Below are 24,551 nucleotides of genomic sequence, written 5' to 3'. Positions count from 1 at the left end.
CTGTGGGCGTCGCCTCGCAGATCCTGGCGACTCGCCCGGAAAGGACACAAGAGAATGCAGATGCAAGATGTGGATGTGGTGATCGTGGGGGGGGGCATGGTGGGCCTGGGGCTCGCTGCCGCCCTCAAGAACCGGGCGATCAAGGTGGCCATCGTGGAAGGCCGGCTGCCCGATGCAACGCTCGGTGAGACGCCGGACAACAGGGTCAGTGCCCTGAGCCTCGCGAGTCAGCACATCCTGCAAGGGGTCGGCGCCTGGGACGGCATAGTGGCGCGCCGCCTGCAGCCCTACGAGAAGATGCAGGTGTGGGAGCAGGACAGTTTCGGCCACATCGATTTCGATGCTGCCAGCCTGCGTCAGGGGGCCCTTGGCCATATCGTCGAGAACCGGGTGATCCAGCTTGCGCTGCTGGACGCCATCGCGGGGGCCAGCAATATCCAGATGCTGACCCCGGCCCGGGCCACCAGCCTGCAGTGCGGGCCAGCGGGCGCCCTGCTGCTGCTGGAAGATGGCCAGGCCCTCTCGGCCAAGCTGGTGGTGGCCGCCGACGGCGCCCACTCCTGGGTGCGCCGTCAGGCCGATATCCCGCTCACCAGCTGGGATTATGGTCATCACGCCCTGGTGGCGACGGTGCGTTGTGCCGAGCCCCATGAGGCGGTGGCGCGCCAGATCTTCACCCCCCAGGGGCCCCTCGCCTTCCTGCCCCTGTGGCAGCCCGACCTCTGCTCCATCGTGTGGTCTGTGCCCGCGGCCCGCGCCGAGGCGCTCTGCGCCCTGGATGACGACGGCTTCAACCGCCAGCTCACCGCCGCCTTTGATGGGCGCCTCGGGCTGTGCAAGGTGGAGGGGGCTCGCAGCGCCATTCCGCTCACCGCCCGCTACGCCCGCGACTTTGCCCGCGAGCGCCTGGTGCTGGTGGGGGATGCGGCCCACACCATCCACCCGCTGGCGGGGCAGGGGGTGAATCTGGGCTTGCTGGATGCCGCCGCTCTGGCGGAGCAGATCCTCATTCATCACGGCAAGGGCGCGGACATCGGCCTGCTCGCCAACCTGCGGGGCTATGAGCGCTGGCGCAAGAGCGAGGCGGCGCGCATGCTGGCGGCCATGGAGGGGCTCAAGCGACTGTTTGCGGGCAGCAACCCCCTCAAGAAGCTGGTGCGCGGGGTGGGGCTTCGCGCCGTCGACGGTCTTGCTCCCCTCAAGCAGGGCATAATCCGGGCCGCCATGGGGCTGGATGGGGAGCTGCCCACCCTGGCCAAAGGTGAAAAAATCTAATCTTACCCCGGGGTTTTAACAAAAAAACTAATCTGACAGGGCGAGATGCCCCTTCGGGGTGTCAGCCTTTAATGTTGGCGAGAAGCGAAACGTTTTTCTGTAAATTGTGACGGGACGGTAAAAATCAACATTAAATCCCGCAGTGGCGCGGTTTTGGCTGTTTTTATCACTGTTTTTGCCTTAGTGTCTGGTGTCAGTGAGTTGGGTGAGGATTAGTTTTTTTTGAGCGGTGCCCCGGCACGCTTGTCATATAATCCGCTCCGTTCAAGGAATCACTCCTGCCCGCCCGGGCGGGAACGAGCACAGAGCTTGTGGTCCGTAGTTCCCGACGAGCCGGGGCGGATTGCGAGTGTTGTCGCGAACGCTTAAGGAAACACAGCGATGATCCAGACTACTGTATTGCATCCGAAACACCTGGAAGCGGGTGCCAAGATGGTGGACTTCCACGGTTGGGAGATGCCCATCAACTACGGTTCCCAGTTGGAAGAGCACCATGTGGTGCGCACCGATGCAGGCATGTTCGATGTCTCCCACATGACCATCGTCGATTTGACCGGCGAGCGGGTCAAAGCCTTCCTGCAACACCTGCTGGCCAACGACGTGGCCAAACTCACCGTCCCCGGCAAGGCCCTCTACAGCGGCATGCTCAATCCGGAAGGCGGCGTCATCGATGACCTCATCACCTACTTCCTGACCGATACCTTCTACCGCCTGGTGGTGAACTCCGCCACCCGCGAGAAGGATCTGGCCTGGATCCGCCATCACGCCATCGACTTTGCCGTGAGCGTGACCGAGCGCCCCGAGCTTGCCATGATCGCGGTGCAGGGCCCCCACGCCAAGGCCAAGGCGGCCAAGGTGTTCACCCCCGAGCAGAATGCGGCGGTCGAAGGGATGAAGCCCTTCTTCGGTGTGCAGGCCGGGGATCTCTTCATCGCCACCACCGGCTACACCGGCGAAGATGGCTACGAGATCGTGGTCCCCCAAGAGAAGGCGTGCGATCTGTGGCAGGCCCTGCTGGACAACGGCGTGGCCCCTTGTGGCCTGGGTGCCCGTGATACCCTGCGCCTGGAAGCGGGCATGAACCTCTACGGTCAGGACATGGACGAGTCAATCTCTCCGCTCGCCGCCAACATGGCCTGGACCCTGGCCTGGGAGCCTGCCTCCCGCCAATTCATCGGCCGCGCCGCCCTGGAAGCCCAGAAGGCCGCCGGCAACCAGCCCAAGCTGGTGGGTCTGGTGATGGAAGAAAAGGGCGTGCTGCGTGCCGGCATGCCGGTCACCTTCACCAGCGAGAGCGGCGAGACACGGGAAGGGGTGATCACCTCCGGCTCCTTCTCGCCCACCCTGGGTTACAGCATTGCCCTGGCGCGGGTGCCCCGTGATATCGGCGAACAGGCCCAGGTGGAGATCCGCAAGAAGCAGGTCACCGTGAAAGTCACCAAGCCGGCCTTCGTGCGCAACGGCCAGCCGTTGGTGTAATCATTGATTGCGGTGAGGGTTGACCTTCGCCGCCCCATTTTTGTTGAAGCGATCCAAGAGCATAAAGGAAGCACAAATGAGCCATATCCCGAGCGAACTGAAATATGCCACCTCCCACGAGTGGGTCCGTGTTGAAGCCAACGGCGAAGCCGTGGTCGGCATCACCGAGCACGCCCAGGATCTGCTGGGGGACATGGTGTTCGTCGATCTGCCGGAAGTGGGCAAGCAGGTGAGCGCCGGTGAAGATTGCGCCGTGGCGGAGTCCGTCAAGGCCGCCTCCGACATCTACAGCCCGGTGAGCGGCGAGATCCTGGCCGTCAACGAAGAGCTGGAAGGCAGCCCCGAGCTGGTCAACTCCGACCCCTACGGCGCCGGCTGGCTGTTCCGCATCAAGCTGGACGACGCGGGCGAGCTCGCCAACCTGCTGGATGCCGAAGGCTACCAGAACGTGGTGGACGAAGAGTAATGCCCCCGGGCCCTGCCAACACAGCAGGGCCCACTTGTATGACTGCCATCCTGCGGCCATGGCGGTTGCAGGATGGGCGCAGCCTTTGCGCCTTCGGGATGCCCTTGCCGCATTCCCCGTCTGCCCGCGGCGGACACAGAACATGAGTGGAGCCGGTATCGACCGGCTACAGGAACATCAGGTCTTGGCTATCAGGATGTCATGCCAGGACCTATTACCAGGAAATAGGGAAATGACCCAGTCACTGTTTGAACTCGAGCAAAAAACCGATTTCATCCGCCGTCACATCGGCCCGGGTGAGGAAGAACTGCGGGCCCTGCTCGCCACCGTGGGTGCCGAGAGCCTGGACGATCTGATTGAGCAGACGGTCCCCGCCGCCATCCGTCGTCCGGGGCCGCTTGGTATCGGCGCCCCCATGACCGAAGTGGAGGCCCTGGCCAAGCTCAAGGGCTATGCGGCCAAGAACCAGATCGCCAAGAGCTACATCGGCATGGGCTACCACGACACCCACGTGCCCCACGTCATCCTGCGCAACGTGCTGGAAAACCCGGGCTGGTACACCGCCTACACCCCCTATCAGCCCGAGCTGGCCCAGGGCCGTCTCGAAGCCCTGCTCAACTTCCAGCAGCTCACCCTGGATCTCACCGGCATGGATCTGGCGAGCGCCTCCCTGCTCGATGAAGCCACCGCCGCCGCCGAAGCCATGGCGCTGGCCAAGCGCATGGCCAAATCCAAATCCAACCTCTTCTTCGTGGCCGACGACGTTCACCCCCAGGTGATCGACGTGGTCAAGGAGCGCGCGGTCCACTTCGGTTTCGATGTGGTGGTCGGCCCTGCGGGCGAGGCCGTGAGCGAAGAGGTGTTCGGTGCCATGCTCCAGTACCCGGGCACCACCGGCAATGTGGCCGATCTGCGTTCCCTCATTGCCGCCGTCCAGGCCCAGAAGGGGCTGGCCTGTGTCGGGACCGACATGCTCTCCCTGCTGCTGCTCAAATCCCCGGGTGAACTGGGTGCCGACGTGGTGTTCGGCAGTGCCCAGCGCTTCGGTGTGCCCATGGGTTACGGTGGCCCCCACGCTGCCTTCTTCGCCACCCGCGACGCCTACAAGCGCTCCATGCCGGGTCGCATCATCGGCGTCTCCAAGGATGCCCGTGGCAAGAGCGCCCTGCGCATGGCCATGCAGACCCGCGAGCAGCACATCCGCCGCGAGAAGGCCAACTCCAACATCTGTACCGCCCAGGTGCTGCTGGCCAACATGGCGAGCTTCTACGCCGTCTACCACGGCCCGGTGGGGCTCAAGACCATCGCCTCCCGCGTGCACCGTCTGACCACCATCCTGGCGCTCGGCCTCACCGCCAAGGGTGTGGCCCTCAAGCACGGAAGCTGGTTCGATACCCTCACAGTCCTGACGTCGGACAAGGCGGCGCTGATTGCCAAGGCCGAAGGGCTTGGCATCAACCTGCGCGCGGATCTCGACGGCGCCGTGGGGGTGTCGCTCTCCGAGACTACCACCCGGGGTGACGTGGCCGAGCTGTTCGACCTCTTCCTGGGACAAGGCCATGGCCTGGATGTGGAGGCGCTGGACAAGGCGGCCCAGACTCATCACGCCATCCCGCAGGCGCTGCTGCGCACCGATGCCGTGCTGACCCACGAGGTGTTCAACAAGTACCACTCCGAGACCGAGATGCTGCGCTACATCCACCGTCTCGAAGCGAAAGATCTGGCCCTGAACTACGCCATGATCTCCCTCGGCTCCTGCACCATGAAGCTCAACGCCACCGCCGAGATGATCCCGGTGACCTGGCCCGAGTTTGGCAAACTGCACCCCTTCGCGCCGCTTAAGCAGGCCAGGGGCTACCAGCTGCTGCTGGCAGATCTGGAAGACTGGCTGGTGAAGGTGACCGGCTACGATGCGGTCTGCATGCAGCCCAACTCCGGCGCTCAGGGCGAATACGCGGGCCTCTTGGCCATCAAGAAGTACCACGAGTCTCGCGGCGAGGGGCATCGCGATGTCTGCCTCATCCCGGCCTCTGCCCACGGCACCAACCCGGCCTCCGCCCAGATGGCGGGCCTCAAGGTCATCGTCACCGCCTGTGACAAGGCCGGCAACGTGGATCTGGACGACCTGCGGGCCAAGGCCGCCGAGGTCGGAGACCAGCTCTCCTGCCTGATGGTGACCTACCCCTCCACCCACGGGGTGTACGAGGAGACCATCAAGGAGGTGTGCGACATCGTTCACCAGTATGGTGGTCAGGTGTATCTCGACGGCGCCAACATGAACGCGCAGGTCGGGCTGACGGCGCCAGGCTTTATCGGCGCGGACGTCTCTCACCTCAACCTGCACAAGACCTTCGCCATTCCTCATGGCGGTGGTGGTCCGGGCATGGGCCCCATCGGCGTGAAGAAACACCTGGCACCGTTTGTGGCCGGTCACGCCGTGGTCAAGACCGACAAGGAGAGCCGTGACAACGGCGCCGTGTCTGCCGCCCCGTTCGGCTCGGCCAGCATCCTGCCCATCAGCTGGATGTACATCGCCATGCTGGGGGACGAGGGGCTCAAGAAATCCACCCAGGTCGCTATCCTCAACGCCAACTACCTGGCCAAGAAGCTGGGTGAATCCTTCCCCGTGCTCTATACAGGTCGCAACGGCCGGGTGGCCCACGAGTGCATCCTGGACATCCGCCCGCTCAAAGAAGCCAGTGGCATCAGCGAAATGGACGTGGCCAAGCGCCTGATGGACTACGGCTTCCACGCGCCGACCATGAGCTTCCCGGTAGCGGGCACCCTGATGGTCGAGCCGACCGAATCCGAATCCAAGCGCGAGCTGGATCGCTTCGTGGAAGCCATGACCGCCATCCGCGCCGAGATCGCCCGGGTGCAGGACGGTCACTGGAGCCTCGCCGACAACCCCCTGGTCCATGCGCCGCACACCCAGGACGACGTGATGGATGCAGAGTGGAACCGTGGCTACAGCCGCGCCGAGGCGGTCTTCCCGTCCGACGCCGTGCGCGCCAGCAAGCTGTGGCCGTCGGTCAACCGCATCGACGACGTCTATGGCGATCGCAACCTGTTCTGCTCCTGCGTGCCCACCGAGGATTACGCCAAGTAATCGCGGCGCCGTGAAGGGCTGACAGCCAATATGCACAAGGCCACCCCCAGGGGTGGCCTTGTTGTGTGTGGCGCCCGTGCGAACGGGCTACTCGCCCCGGCGCGCCGCCTCGATGGTGGCAATGTCAATCTTGCCCATCTGCATCATGGCCTCGAAGGCGCGTCTCGCTGCCTCGGGGTCGGGATCGCTTATCGCCTCGATGAGGACCTGAGGGGTGATCTGCCAGGAGATGCCCCATTTGTCCTGACACCAGCCGCACTCGCTCGCCTGACCGCCATGGTCGATGATGGCGTGCCAGTAACGATCCGTCTCGGCCTGGTCCTGGGTAGCCACCTGAAACGAGAACGCCCAGTTGTGGCTGACCCCGGGCCCGCCGTTGAGGCCGAGGCAGGGGATCCCCATCACCCTGAACTCGACCGTCAGCACATCCCCTTCCTTGCCAGCGGGATAGTCGGCCGGGGCCCGGTGTACGGCACCGACGGCGGAGTCGGGGAAGAGGCTGGCGTAAAACCGTGCCGCCTCCTCGGCATCTCCGTCATACCAGAGGCAAATCCTGTTCTTGACTGGTCTCATTGTGTCGCAGCTCCATCCTGGTGTTTGTCCTTCGACGCCCGTGAGCGGGCGCCCCGATGGGTATCCTGCCGCCCGCAGCGCCTGCGGCTTCGCTGGGTGACAAGCCAGCCTGTACGCCGTTTGCCACCCGCTTGGGGCTTGCATGATGGGGTCAAGTGTAGTGGCATGGGGATCCTGGTCACCAGGCCGGGAGCCGGCATGAAGGCCGCAGCAAGAGAGGAGTCTGCCATGGACAGTACCCAGCGATTCTCGACCCGGGTCGAGGCCTATGTGAAGTATCGGCCCGGTTATCCCGCCGCCATGCTGGATTTTCTGGCAAGGGAGCTGGCCATGGGGCCCGAGTCCCAGGTGGCCGACATCGGCGCCGGCACCGGCATCCTGACCGCCCTGCTGGCCCCCCGGGTCGCGCGGGTCTGGGCGGTGGAGCCCAACGACGATATGCGGGCAGCCGCCAAACGGCTGCTCGCCCAGGTGGGGAACATCGGCTGGCTGCACGGCAGTGCGGAAGCCACGGGCCTGCCCACGGGGGCGATGGATCTGGTGACGGTCGCCCAGGCGTTTCACTGGTTCGATCGCGCGGCTTTTCGGCAGGAGTGCCAGCGGCTGCTCAAGCCCGGTGGCCAGGTCGCCCTCATCTGGAATGACAGGCTGACGAATACCCCGTTTCTCAAGGCCTATGAAGAGGGGTTGCACGCCTACTCGGGGGATTACGAGGAGGTCAATCATCGCAACCTCGGCGAGGTGGATTTTCGCGCCTTCTTCACCGGGGAGTACCGGCTCGATCGCTTCGAGAACAGCCAGCTGTTCGATCTTGACGGGGTGCTTGGACGGCTCAACTCCTCCTCCTATGCACCTGTGGCGGGCACGCCGGCCCACGATCAGATGACAGCGCTCGTTCGCCGCGAGTTTGCTCGCCATGCCGTTGACGGCAAGATAGCCTTCAACTATTGCACTCTGGTCTACAGTGGCCGGGTGTAGAACCGTTCAGCGCTGACATCCGCAGTGAAAAGGCCCCCGCCAGTGATGGCGAGGGCCTTGTTTCATTTTGGCGGTCTGTATCCGGGCGATGCGAAAGAGACCGTCGCGCGGCGAAGGGGCGGTATCAGCCCTGATCGATGCCGAGAATGGCCATGGCCTTGGCCAGTGTATCGACCGATTCCTGATGCTTGCCCGCGTTGTGCAAGGTCTCTCCGTCCGCTCTCAACTGTTTTACCTCGGCCAGTTGTTCGGCACTGAGGGCGGGGCCTGCGGCCAAGGCGTCGTCTATCTTCTTCATGTCCATGGGGCAGTGGAAGGCGAGGGCGCTGCCGCAAAAGAGCAGGGCGGCCAACAACAGCATGAGTCTCATCTTTCGGATCTCCATGTGGGGTTCCCGTCAAGCATAGCCCCGCAGGGGGAGGGCATTCGGGTTGAAGGGGGCGGGAGGCAGGGGCTACCATGACCCTTTTGTTGCGAGGAGGCTCCATGGCACTGACAAGGTTGCTGTCCCCCCTGACCAGTCTGGTGATCTTCATTCTGGGTCACGGTCTGTTCAATACCCTGCTGACGGTGCGTCTCTCCGCCGAGCAGGTGTCCGCCCAGGCCATCGGTCTGGTGTCGGCTGCCTATTTCGGCGGCCTGGTGCTGGGGACCTTCATCAATGCCCGCCTCATCATCCGGGTGGGTCATATCCGGGCCTATGCGGCTTATGCCTCCCTGCTCTGTTTTCTGTTTCTGCTGCACGGCATGGTGGTGGAGCCTGTCACCTGGGCGGCGCTGCGGCTGATTGGGGGGGTTGCCACCGGCGGCCTGTTCGTGGTGCTGGAGTCCTGGATGCTGGTCTCAAGCACCCCGGCGAACCGGGGGCGGTTGATGTCCCTCTACATGATCCTGCTGTACGGCTCACTCGCCCTGGGCCAGCTGCTGCTCAAGCAGGTGGACCCCATGGTGCTGACGCCGTTCGCCCTGTGCGCCATGGCGGCGACCCTCTCCGTGGTGCCTCTGGCGCTCTCCCGGGTGGCGACGCCGGCCATGGTGGCACCCCAGCCGGTGGGAGTGCTGGAGCTGGTGCGCCTCACTCCGGCGGGAATGGGCAGCAGCTTTACCTCGGGCCTCATCCTCGGGGCCATCTATGGGCTGTTGCCGCTCTATTTCACCGACAGCGGCGCCTCCCTCTCCCAGGTGGCGGACATGATGGCGCTGGTGATCCTGGGGGGGATGTGTCTGCAGTATCCCATCGGGCGTGCATCTGATCGCTACGACAGACGGTTGGTGATCCTGCTGCTCTGCACCCTGCTGACCCTGATCGCGTTGCTGATGGTGCTGCTGCCGGGGCCCTGGCGCGAGCCAATCGAGGGGACTCTTGTCTTCCTGCTGGGGGGCATGGCGTTCTCCATCTATCCCTTGAGCCTCAGCCATGCCTGCGATGAACTGCGCCCGGATCAGGTGCTGGGGGCAAACCAGGGGCTGCTGCTTGCCTACAGCCTGGGAGCCATGACGGGTCCGCTGCTGGCCCCCTTTACCATGGCGACGTTCGGACCACAGGGGCTGTTCGTCTACTTTGCCCTGTGCGGTCTGCTGCTGTCGGCCTATCTCGGCTGGCGCAGGCGTAAGCGAGCCCCCATTCCGCTGACGGAGCATCAGGTCTTCATGCCGGTGCCCCCCAACACCCCCATGACGGCGGAGCTGGAGCCAAGAACGGATCTGGAAGGGGAGGCAGTGCCGGCGAGCTATGCCGTGCCTGATGCAGAAGAGAGAGCGGTGAGTGAAGAGGGGCAGGAGAGGGACGCGCCGCAGGGGCGCTGAAGGCTGGCGACCCAACGACAGGGATAAAAAAACCGACTCCAGGGAGTCGGTTTTTTGTTGGGCGACGGTTATCAGGCGGTCACGGCATCGGCCTGGGTAGCTTGTGCTTCCGGCGCCGGGTTGCGAATGAGGTAATCAAACGCACCCAGGGCGGCGGTGGCACCTGCCCCCATGGAGATGATGATCTGCTTGAACGGTACCGTGGTGGCATCCCCTGCGGCATAGACGCCGGGCAGGGAGGTGGCACCCTTGGTGTCGATCTCGATTTCGCCAAAGCGGGTCAGGGCCACTTCGCTCCCCTTGAGGAACTCGGTGTTCGGCACCAGACCGATCTGGACGAAGATGCCGGCCACAGCCAGATGCTTGATCTCGCCGGTAGTGCGATCCTCGTAATCCATGCCCACCACCTTGCTGCCGTCGCCGATCACTTCGGTGGTGCGGGCGCTCATGATGATGTCGATATTGCCCATGGAGCGGGCCTTCTTCTGCAGCACGTCGTCGGCACGCAGGGTATCGGCGAACTCCACCACGGTGACGTGCTCGACGATGCCGGCCAGATCGATGGCCGCCTCGATGCCGGAGTTGCCGCCACCAATCACCGCCACGCGCTTGCCCTTGAAGAAGGGGCCGTCACAGTGGGGGCAGTAGGCCACACCCTTGGTACGGTACTCGAGTTCACCCGGCACGTTCAGGTCGCGCCAGCGGGCACCGGTCGCCAGGATCACGGCGCGGCTCTTCAAGGTGGCACCGGAGGCGAGATCCACGTTGACGTAACCATCCTTGCTGATGGCGGCGGCGCGCTGCTCGGTGATCACTTCCACGCCGTACTGCTTGACGTGCTGCTCCAGGCTGGCGGCCAGCTTGGGGCCCTCGGTGTAGGGCACGGAGATGAAGTTCTCGATGCCGACGGTGTCCATCACCTGGCCACCGAAACGTTCAGCGACAATGGCGGTGCGAATGCCTTTGCGGGCGGCATAGATGGCCGCGGCGGCGCCGGCCGGGCCACCGCCCACCACCAGCACGTCATAAGGCGCTTTTTCGCTCAGCTCTTGCGCCTTGCGCTCGGCAGCGCCGGTGTCGAGTTTGGCGACGATCTCTTCCAGCGAAATACGGCCCTGGCTGAACGGCTGACCGTTCAGGTAGACGTTCGGGACCGCCATGATTTGACGCTCGTTCACCTCATCCTGGAACAGGGCTCCGTCGATCATGGTGTGGGTGATGCCGGGGTTCAGGGTGGACATCAGGTTCAGGGCCTGTACCACGTCCGGACAGTTGTGGCAGGAGAGGGAAATATAGGTCTCGAAGTGGAACTCGCCCTTGAGGTTTTTCACCTGCTCCAGCACGGCCGGATCTGCCTTGGAGGGGTGACCGCCGCTTTGCAGCAGGGCGAGCACCAGCGAGGTGAATTCATGACCCATGGGAATGCCGGCAAAGTGCACGCGCGGGGCCTGGCCCTGGGGCGCGATGCTCATGGAAGGCTTGCGGGCATTGGTGCCATCGGTCAGGGAAATTTTGGGGGACATCTCGGCGATCTCGCTGGCCAATGCCAGGAGTTCGGCGGATTTGTCGCTGTCATTGCCGGACACGCTGATCTCGATGGGATTGACGATGTACTGCAAGTAACCGTTGAGTTGTTGTTTGAGGTTGGTATCTAACATGGTCGAATTCCTTCTTGCTGAATGCGGGTCGGCACGATGACCGGGTACAGAAAACAGAGGTCCACACAGCAGACCGGCGCATTTTCTGAGGGCCGTAAACAAGACCGGCCCTTGAACGGGCCGGTCTTCAGAGCGGGGAGGCTTAGATTTTGCCTACCAGATCCAGGGACGGGGCCAGGGTGGCGTCGCCTTCTTTCCACTTGGCCGGGCACACTTCACCCGGGTGGGAAGCAACGTACTGGGCAGCCTTGACCTTGCGCAGCAGTTCCAGTGCGTCACGGCCGATGCCGCCAGCGTTGATTTCAACGATCTGGATGACGCCTTGCGGGTCGATGACGAAGGTACCGCGGTCAGCCAGGCCAGCTTCTTCGATCATCACGCCGAAGTTGCGGGTGATGGTGCCGGTGGGGTCGCCGATCATCGGGTACTGGATCTTCTGGATGGTGTCAGAAGTGTCGTGCCAGGCCTTGTGGGTGAAGTGGGTGTCGGTGGAGACAGCGTAGATCTCGACGCCCAGCTTCTGGAATTCGGCGTAGTTGTCGGCCAGGTCGCCCAGCTCGGTCGGGCAGACGAAGGTGAAATCAGCCGGGTAGAAGAACACCACGGACCACTTGCCTTTCAGGTCAGCGTCAGACACCTGAACGAATTTGCCATTGTGGTAGGCGGTGGCGTTGAACGGCTTGATTTCAGTGTTGATGTAGGTAGACATGTATTTGCTCCTTGGTGATGTACATATGCCTGTCTGGTGTTGAAGAGTCGTGCCAGACGAGGCGCTTAACTTTCGATGGAGTCATCATAGTGACTTTTTCTAATCGGTCAAAGCCACAATTTTGAATCACATAAATCTATTTATTAGATAGACCATCACAACTGTACCTAACATGAATATCTCAGGCCTTCGGAGATAACTCATTGTCGAAGTTCAATTTCTGTACTGCATGTCACATTTTCAAGGGCTGGGCCGGATTTGTTTTCATTGCGTGAGCAGAGAAGGGGGCAGACGAGGCGGCTCAGTAGAAAAAAGAGGGATAAAAAAATCCCGGCGCAGTCGCACAGACAGGGCCGGGTCATCAAACAAGGAATGGCGATAAATATGCTTTACAGCAAAGACTAACTACGGGGTGTGCAAACTTGCAGACATATGAAGAGAAGATGACGGGTGCACAAACCTCATCTCCTCTTCGGCAACCATTGCATGGTGGGCATCATAGTGTGATGAATGTCACAACGCAAGTTTTGTGGTGTAATTTTACAGTCAAATTGAAAGTGTTTCACTTGAATAGCCGTTAAATTAGGCTGAAAACGCTTTTATTGTAATTTTATTACAGAATTTTAAGATCAAAAGTCGGTTGGGGGCTCCTGCTCCTCCATCAGCTCCAGCAGATTGATGGCCACGGCGATGAAGTCCGACTCGGTGACGATGCCAACCAGCTTGCGCCCCTTGAGTACCGGCAGACAGCCATATTTGTGGCGCTGCAGATACAGGGCCGCCTCCTTGATGCCGGCGTGGGGATCCACGCTCGCCACCTGACGGGTCATGATCTCGTCGAGCTGGACGCTGTCGGTGAACTCTGCCTCCCGCTCGGGGTTGATCAGCAGCAGCTTGGATTCACGGGTGGCCAGGATGTCCGAGAGGGTGACCAGACCGAGCAGATGCTGGTGTTCATCGACGATGGGAACGTGACGGATCCGCTCCTGCTGCATCAGCTCCATCGCCTGCTTGACGCTGTTTTCCGGACCCAGGGTAAAGGGGTGTTCAGTCATGATCTCGGAGAGGGTCATCATGGTGGGCCTCCTTGTGTGTCTGCTTCCACCCTAGCCCAGCCCCCGTCGCCAGAACATGATCGGGGTCAATACAAAACCTTAAAGGTTTTTTAACGGGCCCAACCTCACAAAATGGCCCGCTATCCCTTGTCTTCCTTGGGTTTTTAGTCTTTTGGGTTGCCTTGGAAGAGGGGGATAACTAGACTAGCCGCCGATTCCCCCGAGGTGAAAGATGCAAGTATCCGATTTTCATTTTGATCTGCCAGACGAGCTGATTGCCCGCTACCCCATGGCGGAGCGTACCGCCAGCCGCCTGCTGCAGCTCGATGGTCAAACCGGCGCCCTGCGCCACGGTCATTTTGTCGATGTGCTTGACCAGCTCAACCCCGGCGATCTGCTGGTGTTCAACAATACCCGGGTTATTCCGGCCCGCATGTTTGGCCAGAAGGCCAGCGGCGGCAAGCTGGAGGTGCTGGTGGAGCGCATTCTGGACGAGCACAGCGTGCTGGCGCACGTCCGCTCGTCCAAGTCCCCCAAGCCAGGTACCCGTCTCCTTCTGGATGGCGGTGCCGACGGCGTGCCCGTCGAGGCCGAGATGCGTGCCCGCCACGACGCTCTGTTCGAGATCCACTTCCTCGACCCGCGCCCTGTGCTGACCATTCTGGATGCCATCGGCCACATGCCGTTGCCTCCCTATATCGACCGCCCCGACGAGGATGCCGACAAGGAGCGCTACCAGACCGTCTACAACCAGAAGCCGGGTGCCGTGGCGGCGCCGACCGCCGGTCTGCACTTCGACGAGCCGCTGCTCGAGCAGATCCGTGCCAAGGGCGTGGAGATGGCCTTCGTGACCCTGCACGTGGGGGCGGGCACCTTCCAGCCGGTGCGCGTCGACAAGATTGAAGATCACCACATGCACTCGGAATACGCCGAAGTGCCCCAGGAGGTGGTGGATGCCATCGCGGCGACCCGCGCCCGCGGCGGTCGGGTGGTTGCGGTGGGCACCACGTCGGTACGATCCCTCGAGAGCGCAGCCAAGGCGACCCTGGCCCAGGGCAAGCCGCTGGCGCCCTTCTTCAATGACACCGACATCTTCATCTTCCCCGGTTACGAGTTCCAGGTGGTCGATGCCATGATCACCAACTTCCACCTGCCCGAATCCACCCTGATCATGCTGGTCAGCGCCTTTGCCGGCTATGACAACGTGATGGCCGCCTATCAGGCCGCCGTGGCGGGACAGTACCGTTTCTTCAGCTACGGGGACGCCATGTTCGTCACCCGTCGCCGGGTGCAGGGTTAAGCCTTGCCCTTCAGAAGTCGTTCAGGCTCTGCTTGTCAGTATGCCGGCCGGCTTCATATTACCGGGCCCCTCGGGCCCTTTGTTGTCAGACTGTTTCTCTGACTGAATAGAGGTAGCAATGAAATTTGAATTGAAAACCACCGATGGGCGTGCCCGTCGCGGTCAACTGGTGTTCGAGCGTGGCGTGGTCCAGACCCCGGCCTTCATGCCGGTCGGCACCTACGGCACCGTCAAGGGGATGACACCGGAAGAGGTACGTGAGACCGGTGCCCAGATCCTGCTTGGCAACACCTTCCACCTCTGGCTGCGCCCGGGTCAGGAAGTGATGCGCGCCCACGGCGATCTGCACGACTTCATGAACTGGCAGGGGCCGATCCTGACCGACTCCGGTGGTTTCCAGGTATTCAGTCTGGGGCACATCCGCAAGATCACCGAGGAGGGGGTGCACTTCCGTCATCCCATCAACGGCGAGAAGATTTTCCTCGATCCCGAGAAGTCCATGGAGATCCAGTACGATCTGGGTTCCGACATCGTGATGATCTTCGACGAGTGCACCCCGTACCCGGCCACCTACGAGGAAGCGCGCAAGTCCATGGAGATGTCCCTGCGCTGGGCCAAGCGCTCCCGTGACAAGTTCGATGCGCTGGGCAACAAGAACGCCCTGTTCGGCATCATCCAGGGTTCTGTCTACGAACCGCTGCGGGATGTGTCGCTGGACGGTCTCCTTGAGATCGGCTTCGACGGTTACGCGGTCGGCGGTCTCGCCGTGGGTGAGCCCAAAGAGGACATGCATCGCATCCTTGACCATGTCTGCCCGAAAATTCCGGCCGACAAGCCGCGCTACCTGATGGGGGTGGGCAAGCCGGAGGATCTGGTGGAAGGGGTGCGCCGCGGTATCGACATGTTCGACTGCGTGATGCCGACCCGCAACGCCCGCAACGGTCATCTCTTTACCACTGATGGCGTGGTCAAGATCCGCAACGCCAAGTACCGGGAAGACACCAGCACCCTGGATGCGGACTGCGATTGCTACACCTGCAAGAACTACACCCGCAGCTATCTGTACCATCTGGACAAGTGCAACGAGATCCTCGGTGCCCGTCTGAATACCATCCACAACCTGCGTTATTACCAGCGCGTGATGCAGGGTTTGCGGGACGCGATCGAGCAGGGTAAATTAGACGACTTTGTAACTGAGTTTTACCGTCGGCAAGGGAAGCCTGTGCCTCCACTGGCTGAAAATGGCGTGAAATAACAACGACATATAAGTTAGTATTCAAATCTACATCAATAAGAGGTTGTTAAATGAGCATTATCTCCAAGGCGTATGCAGAAGGCGCGGCTCCGGCAGCACAGGGTGGTGGCATGGAAATGATCATCATGCTGGCCGTGTTCGGTCTCATCTTCTACTTCATGATCTACCGTCCCCAGGCCAAGCGTGCCAAGGAGCATCGCAATCTGATGAGCTCCCTCTCCAAGGGCGACGAAGTGCTCACTTCCGGTGGCCTGGTCGGCAAGATCGCCAAGGTTTCCGCCGACAGCGACTACATTGTGCTGGCCCTGAACGATCAGACCCAGGTCACCATCAAGCGTGACTTCGTCTCTGCCGTTCTGCCCAAGGGTTCTATCCAGTCCCTCTAATCTCCCGAGGAGCACAGCGTGTTAAATCGCTATCCGCTGTGGAAATACCTGATGGTGATCGTCGTGATCGCCATCGGTTTTCTATATGCAGCCCCCAATCTTTACGGCGAAGACCCGGCCTTGCAGGTCTCTGCCAGCCGTGGTGCCGAAGTCAAACTAGAAACCCTCGACCAGGTGAAGGAAACCCTCGACGAGGCGAAGATCCCGGTCAAGCATGCGGCGTTCGAGCACGGCTTCATCCTGATCCGTTTCAACAACACCGAAGACCAGCTCAAGGCGCGCGACATCGTGGCCAACAAGCTGGGCGACAATTTCATCACCGCCCTCAACCTGGCACCGTCGACCCCCGCCTGGCTTGAGGCCATCGGCGCGGCGCCCCTGAAGCTCGGTCTTGACCTGCGGGGCGGTGTGCACTTCCTGATGGAAGTGGACATGGCCGAAGCGCTGGCCAAGCAGCAGGAACAGATGGTGCAGGATTTCCGCGCCGAGCTGCGTACCCAGAAGATCCGCTACTCCGGTGTACGCCGGGTCGGGGATCAGGTGCAGGTGGTCTTCCGTGACGAGGCCGATCAGGCCAAGGCACTCTCCTTCCTGCGTCGCCAGAATGCGGATCTTGTCTTCACCACCGACCAGAAAGGGGATGACTTCATCCTGCTGGCCAGTCTGAGCGAAGCCAAGGTCAAAGAGGTGAAGAAGTATGCCCTCGAGCAGAACATCACCATCATCCGCAACCGGGTGAACGAACTGGGTGTGGCCGAGCCGCTGGTCCAGCAGCAGGGCGGTGAGCGTATCATCGTCGAGCTGCCGGGGATCCAGGACACCGCCCGTGCCAAGGAGATCCTGGGGGCCACCGCGACCCTGGAGTTCCACATGGTCGATGAGGCTGCCGATATCCAGGCCGCTGCCGCAGGCCGCGTGCCGCCGAGCTCCAAGGTCTACAACGATCGCAACGGTCGTCCCGTGGTACTGCAAAAGCGCGTGATCCTGACTGGTGACCACATCGTGGGTGCCCAGTCCGGTTTCGATGAATACAGCCGTCCTCAGGTCAACATCAAGCTCGATGGTCAGGGTGGCAACAAGATGGCCAACTTTACCAAGGACAACGTTGGCAAGGGGATGGCGACCGTCTTCATCGAGTACAAGCCGGTGGGTCAGCCTGGTCCGGACGGCAAGCGCAAGTTCCGCAAGCAGGAGGAGGTGATCAACGTCGCCACCATCCAGTCTCGCCTGGGTAGCCAGTTCCGCATCACCGGGATCGACAACGCCAACGAAGCCCACAACCTGGCGCTGCTACTGCGTGCCGGTGCCCTGATTGCCCCCATCCAGATCGTCGAAGAGCGCACCATAGGCCCGAGCCTGGGTCAGCAGAACATCGACAGCGGGATGGAAGCCATCGGCTGGGCCATGCTGGTGATCGTGCTCTTCATGGGGATCTACTACCGTGCCTTCGGCTGGGTGGCCAATCTGGCGCTGACCATGAACCTGGTGCTCATCGTCGGTATCATGTCGATGATCCCGGGGGCCACCATGACCCTGCCGGGCATCGCCGGTATCGTGTTGACGCTGGGGATGGCGGTGGATGCGAACGTGCTGATCTACGAGCGTATTCGTGAAGAGATCCGCAATGGTCGCGGGGTGCAGCAAGCCATTCACATGGGCTTTGATCGCGCCTTCTCCACCATCGCTGACTCCAACATCACCTCGCTCATCACCTGCGTGATCCTGTTCGGTATCGGTACCGGTGCCATCAAGGGCTTCGCCCTGACCCTCGGGATCGGCCTGACGGCGTCCATGTTCACTGCCATCACGGTATCCCGCGCCATCATCAACCTGGCCTGGGGTGGACGGCGCATCGACAAGCTGCCGATCTAAGGAAGAGACATGTTTCAAATTCTACATTTTGAAAAGCCCATCCCCTTCATGCGTTTCGCCAAGCTGGGTATGGTCCTCTCTGCTCTGGTGACGGTGCTCGCCCTCTACGTTCTGTACGATCGTGGCCTGAACTGGGGGCTGGACTTCACCGGCGGTACCACCATCGAGGTGGGGTTCCAGCAGTCTGTGAGCCTGGACAAGATGCACGAGGCGCTGGATCAGCAGAAGATTGACGGGGCGACCCTGCAGTTCTTCGGCTCCAGCCGTGATGTGCTGGTGCGCATGGCCCCCCAAGAGGGCGTCAAGGTCGAGCAGCAGGGCAACGAGGTCCTGGCGGCCGCCAAGCTGGTCGACGAGAGCGCCGTGCTCAAGCGTGTCGAGTTCGTCGGTCCCTCCGTGGGTGACGAGCTGGCCACCGACGGTGCCCTGGCCATGCTGGCCTCCATCATCTGTATCCTGATCTACGTGGCGGTGCGCTTCGAGTGGCGTCTGGCCACGGGGGGCATCCTCTCCCTGGCTCACGACGTGATCATCACCCTCGGCATCTTTGCCTACTTCCAGTACGAGTTCGACCTGACCGTGCTGGCGGCGCTGATGACGCTGGTGGGGTACTCCCTGAACGACACCATCGTTGTGTTCGACCGGGTGCGGGAGAATTTCCGCAAGGTACGCCGTGGGGACACCGCGGAGATCATGGATCTCTCCATGACCGAGACCCTGAGCCGGACCATCATCACCTCGGGGTTGACCTTCGTGGTGGTGGTGGCACTGCTGCTCAAAGGCGGGCCTCTGATCCACGGTTTCTCCATCGCCATGGTGATCGGGGTGGCCTTCGGGACCTACTCCTCCATCTATGTGGCGAGCGCCTCAGCCATGTTCCTCGGGATCAAGCGGGAGCACATGCTGCCGACCCAGGTGGAAAAAGAGGGCGCGGATCAGCAAGAGATCCTGCCGTAACAGACAAGGGCGCCGCAAGGCGCCCTTTCTCTTGTGGCCGGGGTGAGTCATGATGCTCCCCACAACCCAGCATCCATTACCCAAAGCAAGGAGCAAGCCCATGCAACACAATCCCCGTTTTCTGGCCCTGGTAGAGGCCATCCGCCCGCAGGTGCAGGAAACCGATGTGCACCAGATCAAGCGCTGGCAGGATGAGGGCCGAGCATTTCATCTGATCGACGTGCGCGAAGAGAGCGAGTGGGCCAGGGGCCATCTGCCGGGGGCCACCTATCTCGGGCGCGGGGTGATAGAGCGTGACATCGAGACCCGGTATCCGGATCCCGACACCGAACTCTACCTCTATTGTGGTGGGGGATTTCGCTCCATCCTGGTGGCGGATAACCTGCAGAAGATGGGTTATTCCCGGGTCGTCAGCGTCGATGGAGGCTTTCGCGGCTGGAGCGATGCCGGATACCCTGTCGAATCCTGATTTATTTGAGGGAGAGGGGCTGCGCCACATGACAAACGGCCCCGTGATCTTTACCATATGCGGGGTCAAGCGTAAGCGTCGGAGTGTTCATTGAACGTCAGGATAGGGATTGGATACCTCACGGGTATCCTGTTGTTGCTCCCCTTGTGGGGTTGCAGCAGTAGCAGTCAGGTAAAAGCGCCTCAAGTTCCCAAGCCGCAACCCGCTTCACTGGTATTGGCGACCCCCTTGCAGGTCTCTTACCAGAGCGAGTTGGCGTTGGCGCGACTCGGGCAGATGCTCAGTGAAATGGAATTGACGACCGAACAGCGGGCAGAACTCTTCTATGAGCGTGCCGTGGTGTTTGACCGGGTGGGCTTGCGTTCCCTGGCGCGACTCGACTTCAACCGCGCCCTGCGGGAGAAGCCGGATTTTGCCGAGGCCTACAACTTCATCGGTGTCTACCTGGTTCAACAGCAGAACTACGACGAGGCCTATGAGGCGTTCGACTCCGCCCTAGAGCTCGCCCCGGATTACGACTACGCCTATCTCAACCGGGGAATCGCGCTCTATTACGGCAATCGCCCCGAGCTTGCCGCGGCGGATATGAAGCGCTTCTACGAGGCGCAACCGGAAGACCCTTATCGGGTGATCTGGCTCTATCTGGCCGAGCAGAAGCTCAACGGACAGGCGGCCATGAGCCGGATGCGCGAGCGGCTCAACAAGTATGACGACGACGCCTGGAACTGGGATCTGGTGCGCCTCTATACGGGCGACATCAATGCCACCCAGTTGATGAGCAACGTGGTGAAAGGGGTCAAGGACAACAGGGAGCTCGCCGAGCGCCTGTGCGAGACCTACTTCTACCTCGGCAAGTTCGAGCTGGCCAAGGGTAACCGCAAGGAAGCCATCAGCTACTTCAAGCTGGCGCTGGCCAACAACGTCTATGACTTCATCGAGCATCGCTATGCCTTGCTGGAGCTGGAACTGATGGCGCGCAAGCCCCAGCCACCCGGAGCCCAGGGCAAGAGCGGCAAAGCGTGACGAAACGGGTTTGAACCCCATGAAAAAGGCCTCTTGACGAGGCCTTTTTGCTGTCTGGTGACACGGGGTGTGCCGCTACTCCACCAGGCTCATGCCGGGGATCTGGCGCCAGTAACCGTTGCAGTCCCGTTCCTGCAGCAGGGGCAGGGGGGCCATCCCCTGTTCGTTGGCCTTGAAGCGCTCCAGCATCGTCAGGGTCTCCATGCCTTCGGGAGAGAGGCGCACCACATCCACCAGCCCCTCCATCCCCTTGAGCTCGTTGCCCAGGTTGTAGCAGTAACCGGACTGAGTCTGGATGCCGTTGAGGTTGAACACCTTCTGCCCCTCGCGGCTGCTGGCAAGCCGGCCGATGGGGTAGTGGATGCAGGCCAGTTCGCAGTTGTCCTTGGGTCGGTCGAGGGAGCGGGCGGTGAAGCAGCGTGCCGAGTAGGCGAGCGGCAGATGACCATAGGCGAACACCTCCACCTCGAACTGCTGGCGCTCCCTGCCCAGATCCTGATTGAGCTGCATCAGCCAGTCGCGGGAGAGCTCCACCGGCATCACCCAGCGCTGCATTCCCTGTTTGAGCAGCATGCGCAGCACGTCGGCGTTGTAGGCGTTGATGGCGGGGCCGCAGACGAACGGCAGCCCGGCTTCACTGGCGAGCTGGACGGCCCCCAGATCGTTGGCCTCGATCATCAGCTCGCCGTTGTCGACCAGCCGCTTGACCTCCTTGAGCTCGGAGGGAGCTGAGATCAGCGCCAGCGTGGAGAGTACCGCCTGCTTGCCCGAGCCGGCCACCTGACGGGCGAGGGCAATCCAGTCATCCACTTTCAGTTCGCGCCGCTTGCTGCAGACGGTTTCCCCCAGATAGACGATGTCGGCCTGGCTGGCGGCCGCCGCCTGATAGAAGCCCTGGGTGTCAGCCTTGGGCCAGTAGAAGAGCAGGGGGCCGAGAGAGAATTTCATGAACAGGGCTCCTTATTGCCACTGGCGATGATAGGCACCGAGGGTGGTCTGGCTCCCCTCGGAGACACGGGCGAGCTGGGCATCCCACTCAGCCTTGACCTGATAGGCCTCGGGGTTGGCCTGATAGGCGTCGATGGCGGCGCGCCAGACCCGGGTCACCTGCTCCACATAGGCGGGGCTGCGCTGGCGCCCCTCGATCTTGACTGACTGGATGCCGGTCTGGAACAGCTCGGGCAGGAGGCCGAGGGTGTTGAGGCTGGTGGGCTCCTCCAGCGCGTGATAGGTCTGGCCATCCACCTCGAAGCGCCCCTTGCACAGGGTCGGGTAGCCGGCGTTTTCCCCCGGGCCGTAGCGGTCGATCAGCACCTCGTTGAGGCGGGATTCGAGGCCGCTCGGGGTCTCCTCCCAGCGCACGAACTTGGCCGGTGAGCAGGCACCGACGGTGTTGGGGCTCTCGCCGGTCATGTAGGAGGAGAGGTAGCAGCGCCCTTCCGCCATGATGCAGAGGCTGCCGAAGGCGAACACCTCGAGGCCGACGTCGGTCTCGCGGGCAAGCTGCTTCACCTGATGCATGGAGAGCACCCGCGGCAGCACCACCCGGCCGACGTTGAAGTGCTGCTGGTAGAAGCGGATGGCGGCGGCGTTGGTGGCGCTGGCCTGGACCGAGACATGCAGCTCCATGTCGGGATGACGACGGCTTGCATAATCGAGCACGGCGAGATCGGCGATGATCAGAGCATCGGCACCGAGCGCCACCCCTTTGTCCACGGCCTGCTTCCAGCGGGCATCGGAGCCCGGGTGGGCAAAGGTATTGATGGCGATGTGAAGCTTGCGGCCATGCTGGTGGACATAGTCAACCGCTCTTTCCAGCTTGCTGTCGGTGAAGTTGAGCCCGGCGAAGTGGCGGGCATTGGTGTCATCCTTGAAGCCGATGTAGACCGCATCGGCCCCGTTATCCACGGCTGTCTTCAGTGCCGGCAGGCTGCCTGCCGGGCAGAGTAATTCCATCGGGTACGCTCCGAGAGGGCAAAAATGCAAAGTGGCCCGATTGTATGCATGCTTGCGCCCCCGCTTTTTGACCTGAGGCAGCTTTAGGTGGCTTTACCCTTCTTGAGGTAAGTGGGCACAAGTTTGATTTTCAACAGGATCTTGCCGAAGGGGCTGTGCTTGAATGCGCAAAAAACTGGGAGTTTATCGTGTTTCAACATCTGCAACGTCGCCTGGTCGAACAGGCACCCCGTCTCTTGCGCCACCCCCTCAAGCTGGTGCCCTTCCCTTTGCAACAAAACCTGATGGAGGCCCTGCTGGGCAGGGTATTCCGGGAGGCCATCGAAGAGGGGGAATTTGCGTTTCTTGCGGGCAAGTGGCTGAAAGTGGAAGTCAGCGATCTGGGGCTATGCTGGTTTATCAGCGAGCGGGAGGGCAAATTGGTGGTGGCAAGGAAGTGTGAGCACGCCGATGTCTGTTTCAGCGGCAATAGCCAGGATCTTGTTCTGATCGCCGGGCGCCGTGAAGACCCGGATTCCCTCTTCTTCCAGCGTCGGCTGAAGATAGAGGGGGATACCGAGCTGGGCCTGGAGGTGAAAAATCTGATGGACAGCCTGGATCTGGACGGGCTGGGATTGATGAAATTCCCCCTGATGGATCTGGCGACCTTTATCGAGCGGGCCCGCGAGACGCACGTGCCCACTGCCGCGACAATGGGCTGAGCCGTTTTCTTGCCCGAGTGCTGCGGAACAGGTGAACTTGAGCCGCAGTACCCCACTGTCAGCGTGACCACGCAGGGTGGGGATGTATCATCTGTCTGTTTGTGCAGAAATGCCTGGTCGGAAGCGGTGCCAAAATAGCGATTGGTTATGTTACAATTGCGCGCCATTTTTGACTGAAGATTGACTGGGCATGTTGGATCAGATTCGTATCGTGTTGGTAAACACCTCTCACACCGGCAACATGGGATCCGCGGCGCGGGCCATGAAGACCATGGGGCTGACTCAACTGGTGTTGGTCGATCCCCAGGCCCAGCCGGATGAGGAGGCCGTCGCCTTGGCGGCGGGGGCGAGCGATATCCTGTCTCGCGCCCGAATCGTGCCGACCCTGGATGAAGCCATTGCCGACTGTGGTCTGGTCATCGGCACCAGTGCCCGTTCCCGCACCTTGAGCTGGCCCATGCTGGATCCCCGTGAAGCGGGCGAGAAGCTGGTTGCCGAGGGCATGGAGCACCCGGTCGCGTTGGTGTTTGGCCGTGAACGTACCGGCCTCACCAATGACGAACTGCAAAAATGCCACTTCCATGTGGCCATTCCCGCCAATCCAGAATACAGCTCCCTCAATCTGGCCATGGCAGTGCAGACCCTTTGTTACGAGGTGCGGATGCGCTGGCTGGAAGTACAGAACCAGGAGCATTCGGCCCCGGAGGATGAGCGGGTCGAGTTCCCCAGCGCCCAGCAACTGGAAGGGTTTTATCAGCATCTGGAGCAGACGCTGCAAAAGACGGGGTTCATTGCCGATGACCATCCAGGCCATGTGATGAGCAAACTGCGTCGTCTATTCAATCGGGCCAGACCCGAAGCGGTGGAGTTGAACATCCTGCGGGGCATTCTCACCTCTGTCCAGAAGTCCAGGGCACAGGATTAATCCCGACTGATTTACTCAAGCATATACTTGACTGATTTAGTCGGGTATGTGACCATATGCCACATATTGATTGGTTCGCAAGACGGTAAGGCATATGAGACTGACCTCAAAAGGACGTTACGCGGTGACAGCCATGCTCGACGTGGCGTTGCATGCAGAGCAGGGGCCCGTGCCCCTGGCTGATATTTCAGAGCGCCAGGGCATCTCCTTGTCCTATCTGGAACAACTGTTTGCCCGTCTGCGCAAGCATGGTCTGGTGAGCAGCGTACGTGGCCCCGGTGGCGGCTATCGCCTCGGTCTGGCCCCTGGCGAGATTTCGGTTGGTCAGGTGATCACCGCGGTCGATGAATCGGTCGATGCGACCAAGTGCCTCGGCAAAGGGGGCTGCCACGGTGGTACCCAGTGCCTGACCCACTCCTTGTGGCGGGATCTGAGCGAACGCATCTCCAGTTTCCTGGGGGATATCACCCTGGCCGAGCTGGTTGGTCAGGCCGATGTGCGCCGTATCGCCGGCAAGCAAGATGAACAAATGAAGACCGTGTTGTCCCTGGTTGATCGGGCCGAACGCGGTGATGTGAGCTTGAAAGTCCAACTATAAA

General features: G+C 61.6%; 23 protein-coding genes. 16 read left to right on the top strand and 7 right to left on the bottom strand.

From position 1 onward, the window contains the following. Positions 1-54: 54 nt before the first annotated feature. From J9893_RS18595 to gcvP, 4 genes are all read left to right on the top strand, one after another. Positions 55-1,275, top strand: coding sequence for an FAD-dependent 2-octaprenylphenol hydroxylase (locus J9893_RS18595; RefSeq protein WP_210600092.1), 1,221 nt, complete (start codon positions 55-57; stop codon positions 1,273-1,275). A 381-nt stretch (positions 1,276-1,656) separates the two neighbouring features. Then, positions 1,657-2,754, top strand: a complete 1,098-nt coding sequence (gcvT, locus tag J9893_RS18590; RefSeq protein WP_010675082.1) for a glycine cleavage system aminomethyltransferase GcvT — start codon at positions 1,657-1,659, stop codon at positions 2,752-2,754. Positions 2,755-2,830: 76 nt separating this feature from the next. After that, complete coding sequence (gcvH, locus tag J9893_RS18585) at positions 2,831-3,220, top strand: glycine cleavage system protein GcvH (protein ID WP_010675081.1); 390 nt, start codon at positions 2,831-2,833, stop codon at positions 3,218-3,220. A 232-nt stretch (positions 3,221-3,452) separates the two neighbouring features. Beyond that, positions 3,453-6,329: an aminomethyl-transferring glycine dehydrogenase gene (gene gcvP, locus J9893_RS18580; RefSeq protein WP_210600093.1), complete on the top strand. Its 2,877-nt coding sequence runs from the start codon at positions 3,453-3,455 to the stop codon at positions 6,327-6,329. Between the two features lie 87 nt (positions 6,330-6,416). On the opposite strand, the gene J9893_RS18575 is transcribed toward gcvP, so the two are convergent. Next, complete coding sequence (locus J9893_RS18575; RefSeq protein ID WP_202015119.1) at positions 6,417-6,902, bottom strand: VOC family protein; 486 nt, start codon at positions 6,900-6,902, stop codon at positions 6,417-6,419. Positions 6,903-7,130: 228 nt separating this feature from the next. On the opposite strand from J9893_RS18575, the gene J9893_RS18570 reads away from it, so the two are divergent. After that, positions 7,131-7,880: a class I SAM-dependent methyltransferase gene (locus J9893_RS18570; protein WP_210600094.1), complete on the top strand. Its 750-nt coding sequence runs from the start codon at positions 7,131-7,133 to the stop codon at positions 7,878-7,880. 124 nt (positions 7,881-8,004) lie between these two features. Here the strand turns inward: J9893_RS18570 and J9893_RS18565 are convergent, their stop codons facing one another. Next, positions 8,005-8,250, bottom strand: a complete 246-nt coding sequence (locus J9893_RS18565) for a hypothetical protein (RefSeq protein ID WP_041215012.1) — start codon at positions 8,248-8,250, stop codon at positions 8,005-8,007. Positions 8,251-8,366: 116 nt separating this feature from the next. On the opposite strand from J9893_RS18565, the gene J9893_RS18560 reads away from it, so the two are divergent. Further along, positions 8,367-9,686, top strand: coding sequence for an MFS transporter (locus tag J9893_RS18560; protein WP_210600095.1), 1,320 nt, complete (start codon positions 8,367-8,369; stop codon positions 9,684-9,686). A 71-nt stretch (positions 9,687-9,757) separates the two neighbouring features. Here J9893_RS18560 and ahpF read toward each other — a convergent pair whose 3' ends face one another. The 3 genes from ahpF to J9893_RS18545 all read right to left on the bottom strand — a co-directional run bounded on the left by ahpF (position 9,758) and on the right by J9893_RS18545 (position 13,129). After that, on the bottom strand, positions 9,758-11,344 hold the full coding sequence (gene ahpF, locus J9893_RS18555) for an alkyl hydroperoxide reductase subunit F (protein ID WP_039038739.1): 1,587 nt from the start codon (positions 11,342-11,344) through the stop codon (positions 9,758-9,760). 142 nt (positions 11,345-11,486) lie between these two features. Beyond that, positions 11,487-12,053: an alkyl hydroperoxide reductase subunit C gene (ahpC, locus tag J9893_RS18550; protein ID WP_010675074.1), complete on the bottom strand. Its 567-nt coding sequence runs from the start codon at positions 12,051-12,053 to the stop codon at positions 11,487-11,489. A gap of 629 nt (positions 12,054-12,682) precedes the next feature. Further along, complete coding sequence (locus J9893_RS18545; protein ID WP_010675073.1) at positions 12,683-13,129, bottom strand: CBS domain-containing protein; 447 nt, start codon at positions 13,127-13,129, stop codon at positions 12,683-12,685. A 211-nt stretch (positions 13,130-13,340) separates the two neighbouring features. On the opposite strand from J9893_RS18545, the gene queA reads away from it, so the two are divergent. From queA to nlpI, 7 genes are all read left to right on the top strand, one after another. After that, on the top strand, positions 13,341-14,408 hold the full coding sequence (queA, locus tag J9893_RS18540; protein WP_010675072.1) for a tRNA preQ1(34) S-adenosylmethionine ribosyltransferase-isomerase QueA: 1,068 nt from the start codon (positions 13,341-13,343) through the stop codon (positions 14,406-14,408). Between the two features lie 118 nt (positions 14,409-14,526). Continuing rightward, positions 14,527-15,663: a tRNA guanosine(34) transglycosylase Tgt gene (tgt, locus tag J9893_RS18535; protein WP_103260285.1), complete on the top strand. Its 1,137-nt coding sequence runs from the start codon at positions 14,527-14,529 to the stop codon at positions 15,661-15,663. Positions 15,664-15,713: 50 nt separating this feature from the next. Beyond that, entirely contained in the window at positions 15,714-16,049 is a 336-nt protein-coding gene (gene yajC / locus J9893_RS18530; RefSeq protein WP_010675070.1) for a preprotein translocase subunit YajC, read from the top strand. An 18-nt stretch (positions 16,050-16,067) separates the two neighbouring features. Further along, positions 16,068-17,921 carry a protein translocase subunit SecD gene (gene secD / locus J9893_RS18525; protein WP_041213022.1) on the top strand — a complete coding sequence of 618 codons (1,854 nt, stop codon included), beginning with the start codon at positions 16,068-16,070 and terminating at the stop codon, positions 17,919-17,921. A gap of 9 nt (positions 17,922-17,930) precedes the next feature. Continuing rightward, a complete protein-coding gene (gene secF, locus J9893_RS18520; protein ID WP_010675068.1) occupies positions 17,931-18,878 on the top strand; it encodes a protein translocase subunit SecF in 948 nt (315 codons plus the stop codon). A gap of 100 nt (positions 18,879-18,978) precedes the next feature. Next, positions 18,979-19,347 (top strand): rhodanese-like domain-containing protein, encoded by a 369-nt coding sequence (locus J9893_RS18515; protein ID WP_039038735.1) that lies wholly within the window; start codon positions 18,979-18,981, stop codon positions 19,345-19,347. A gap of 90 nt (positions 19,348-19,437) precedes the next feature. After that, entirely contained in the window at positions 19,438-20,370 is a 933-nt protein-coding gene (gene nlpI, locus J9893_RS18510) for a lipoprotein NlpI (RefSeq protein WP_282598327.1), read from the top strand. A gap of 75 nt (positions 20,371-20,445) precedes the next feature. On the opposite strand, the gene J9893_RS18505 is transcribed toward nlpI, so the two are convergent. Beyond that, a complete protein-coding gene (locus J9893_RS18505) occupies positions 20,446-21,318 on the bottom strand; it encodes a U32 family peptidase (protein ID WP_210600096.1) in 873 nt (290 codons plus the stop codon). A 12-nt stretch (positions 21,319-21,330) separates the two neighbouring features. Further along, on the bottom strand, positions 21,331-22,326 hold the full coding sequence (locus J9893_RS18500) for a peptidase U32 family protein (RefSeq protein ID WP_128271750.1): 996 nt from the start codon (positions 22,324-22,326) through the stop codon (positions 21,331-21,333). A gap of 188 nt (positions 22,327-22,514) precedes the next feature. Between J9893_RS18500 and J9893_RS18495 the strand changes: the two genes are divergently transcribed. From J9893_RS18495 to iscR, 3 genes are all read left to right on the top strand, one after another. Next, a complete protein-coding gene (locus J9893_RS18495; protein WP_210600097.1) occupies positions 22,515-23,027 on the top strand; it encodes an SCP2 sterol-binding domain-containing protein in 513 nt (170 codons plus the stop codon). Positions 23,028-23,217: 190 nt separating this feature from the next. Then, positions 23,218-23,952, top strand: a complete 735-nt coding sequence (gene trmJ / locus J9893_RS18490; RefSeq protein WP_210600098.1) for a tRNA (cytosine(32)/uridine(32)-2'-O)-methyltransferase TrmJ — start codon at positions 23,218-23,220, stop codon at positions 23,950-23,952. A gap of 94 nt (positions 23,953-24,046) precedes the next feature. Next, on the top strand, positions 24,047-24,550 hold the full coding sequence (gene iscR / locus J9893_RS18485; protein WP_025327241.1) for a Fe-S cluster assembly transcriptional regulator IscR: 504 nt from the start codon (positions 24,047-24,049) through the stop codon (positions 24,548-24,550). Position 24,551 lies beyond the last annotated feature (1 nt).

Origin of the sequence: Aeromonas sp. MaB10011B (genome assembly GCF_017939325.1) — a bacterium.
GTDB lineage: Bacteria > Pseudomonadota > Gammaproteobacteria > Enterobacterales > Aeromonadaceae > Aeromonas > Aeromonas caviae.
This window is presented reverse-complemented; position numbering and strand designations above follow the sequence as displayed.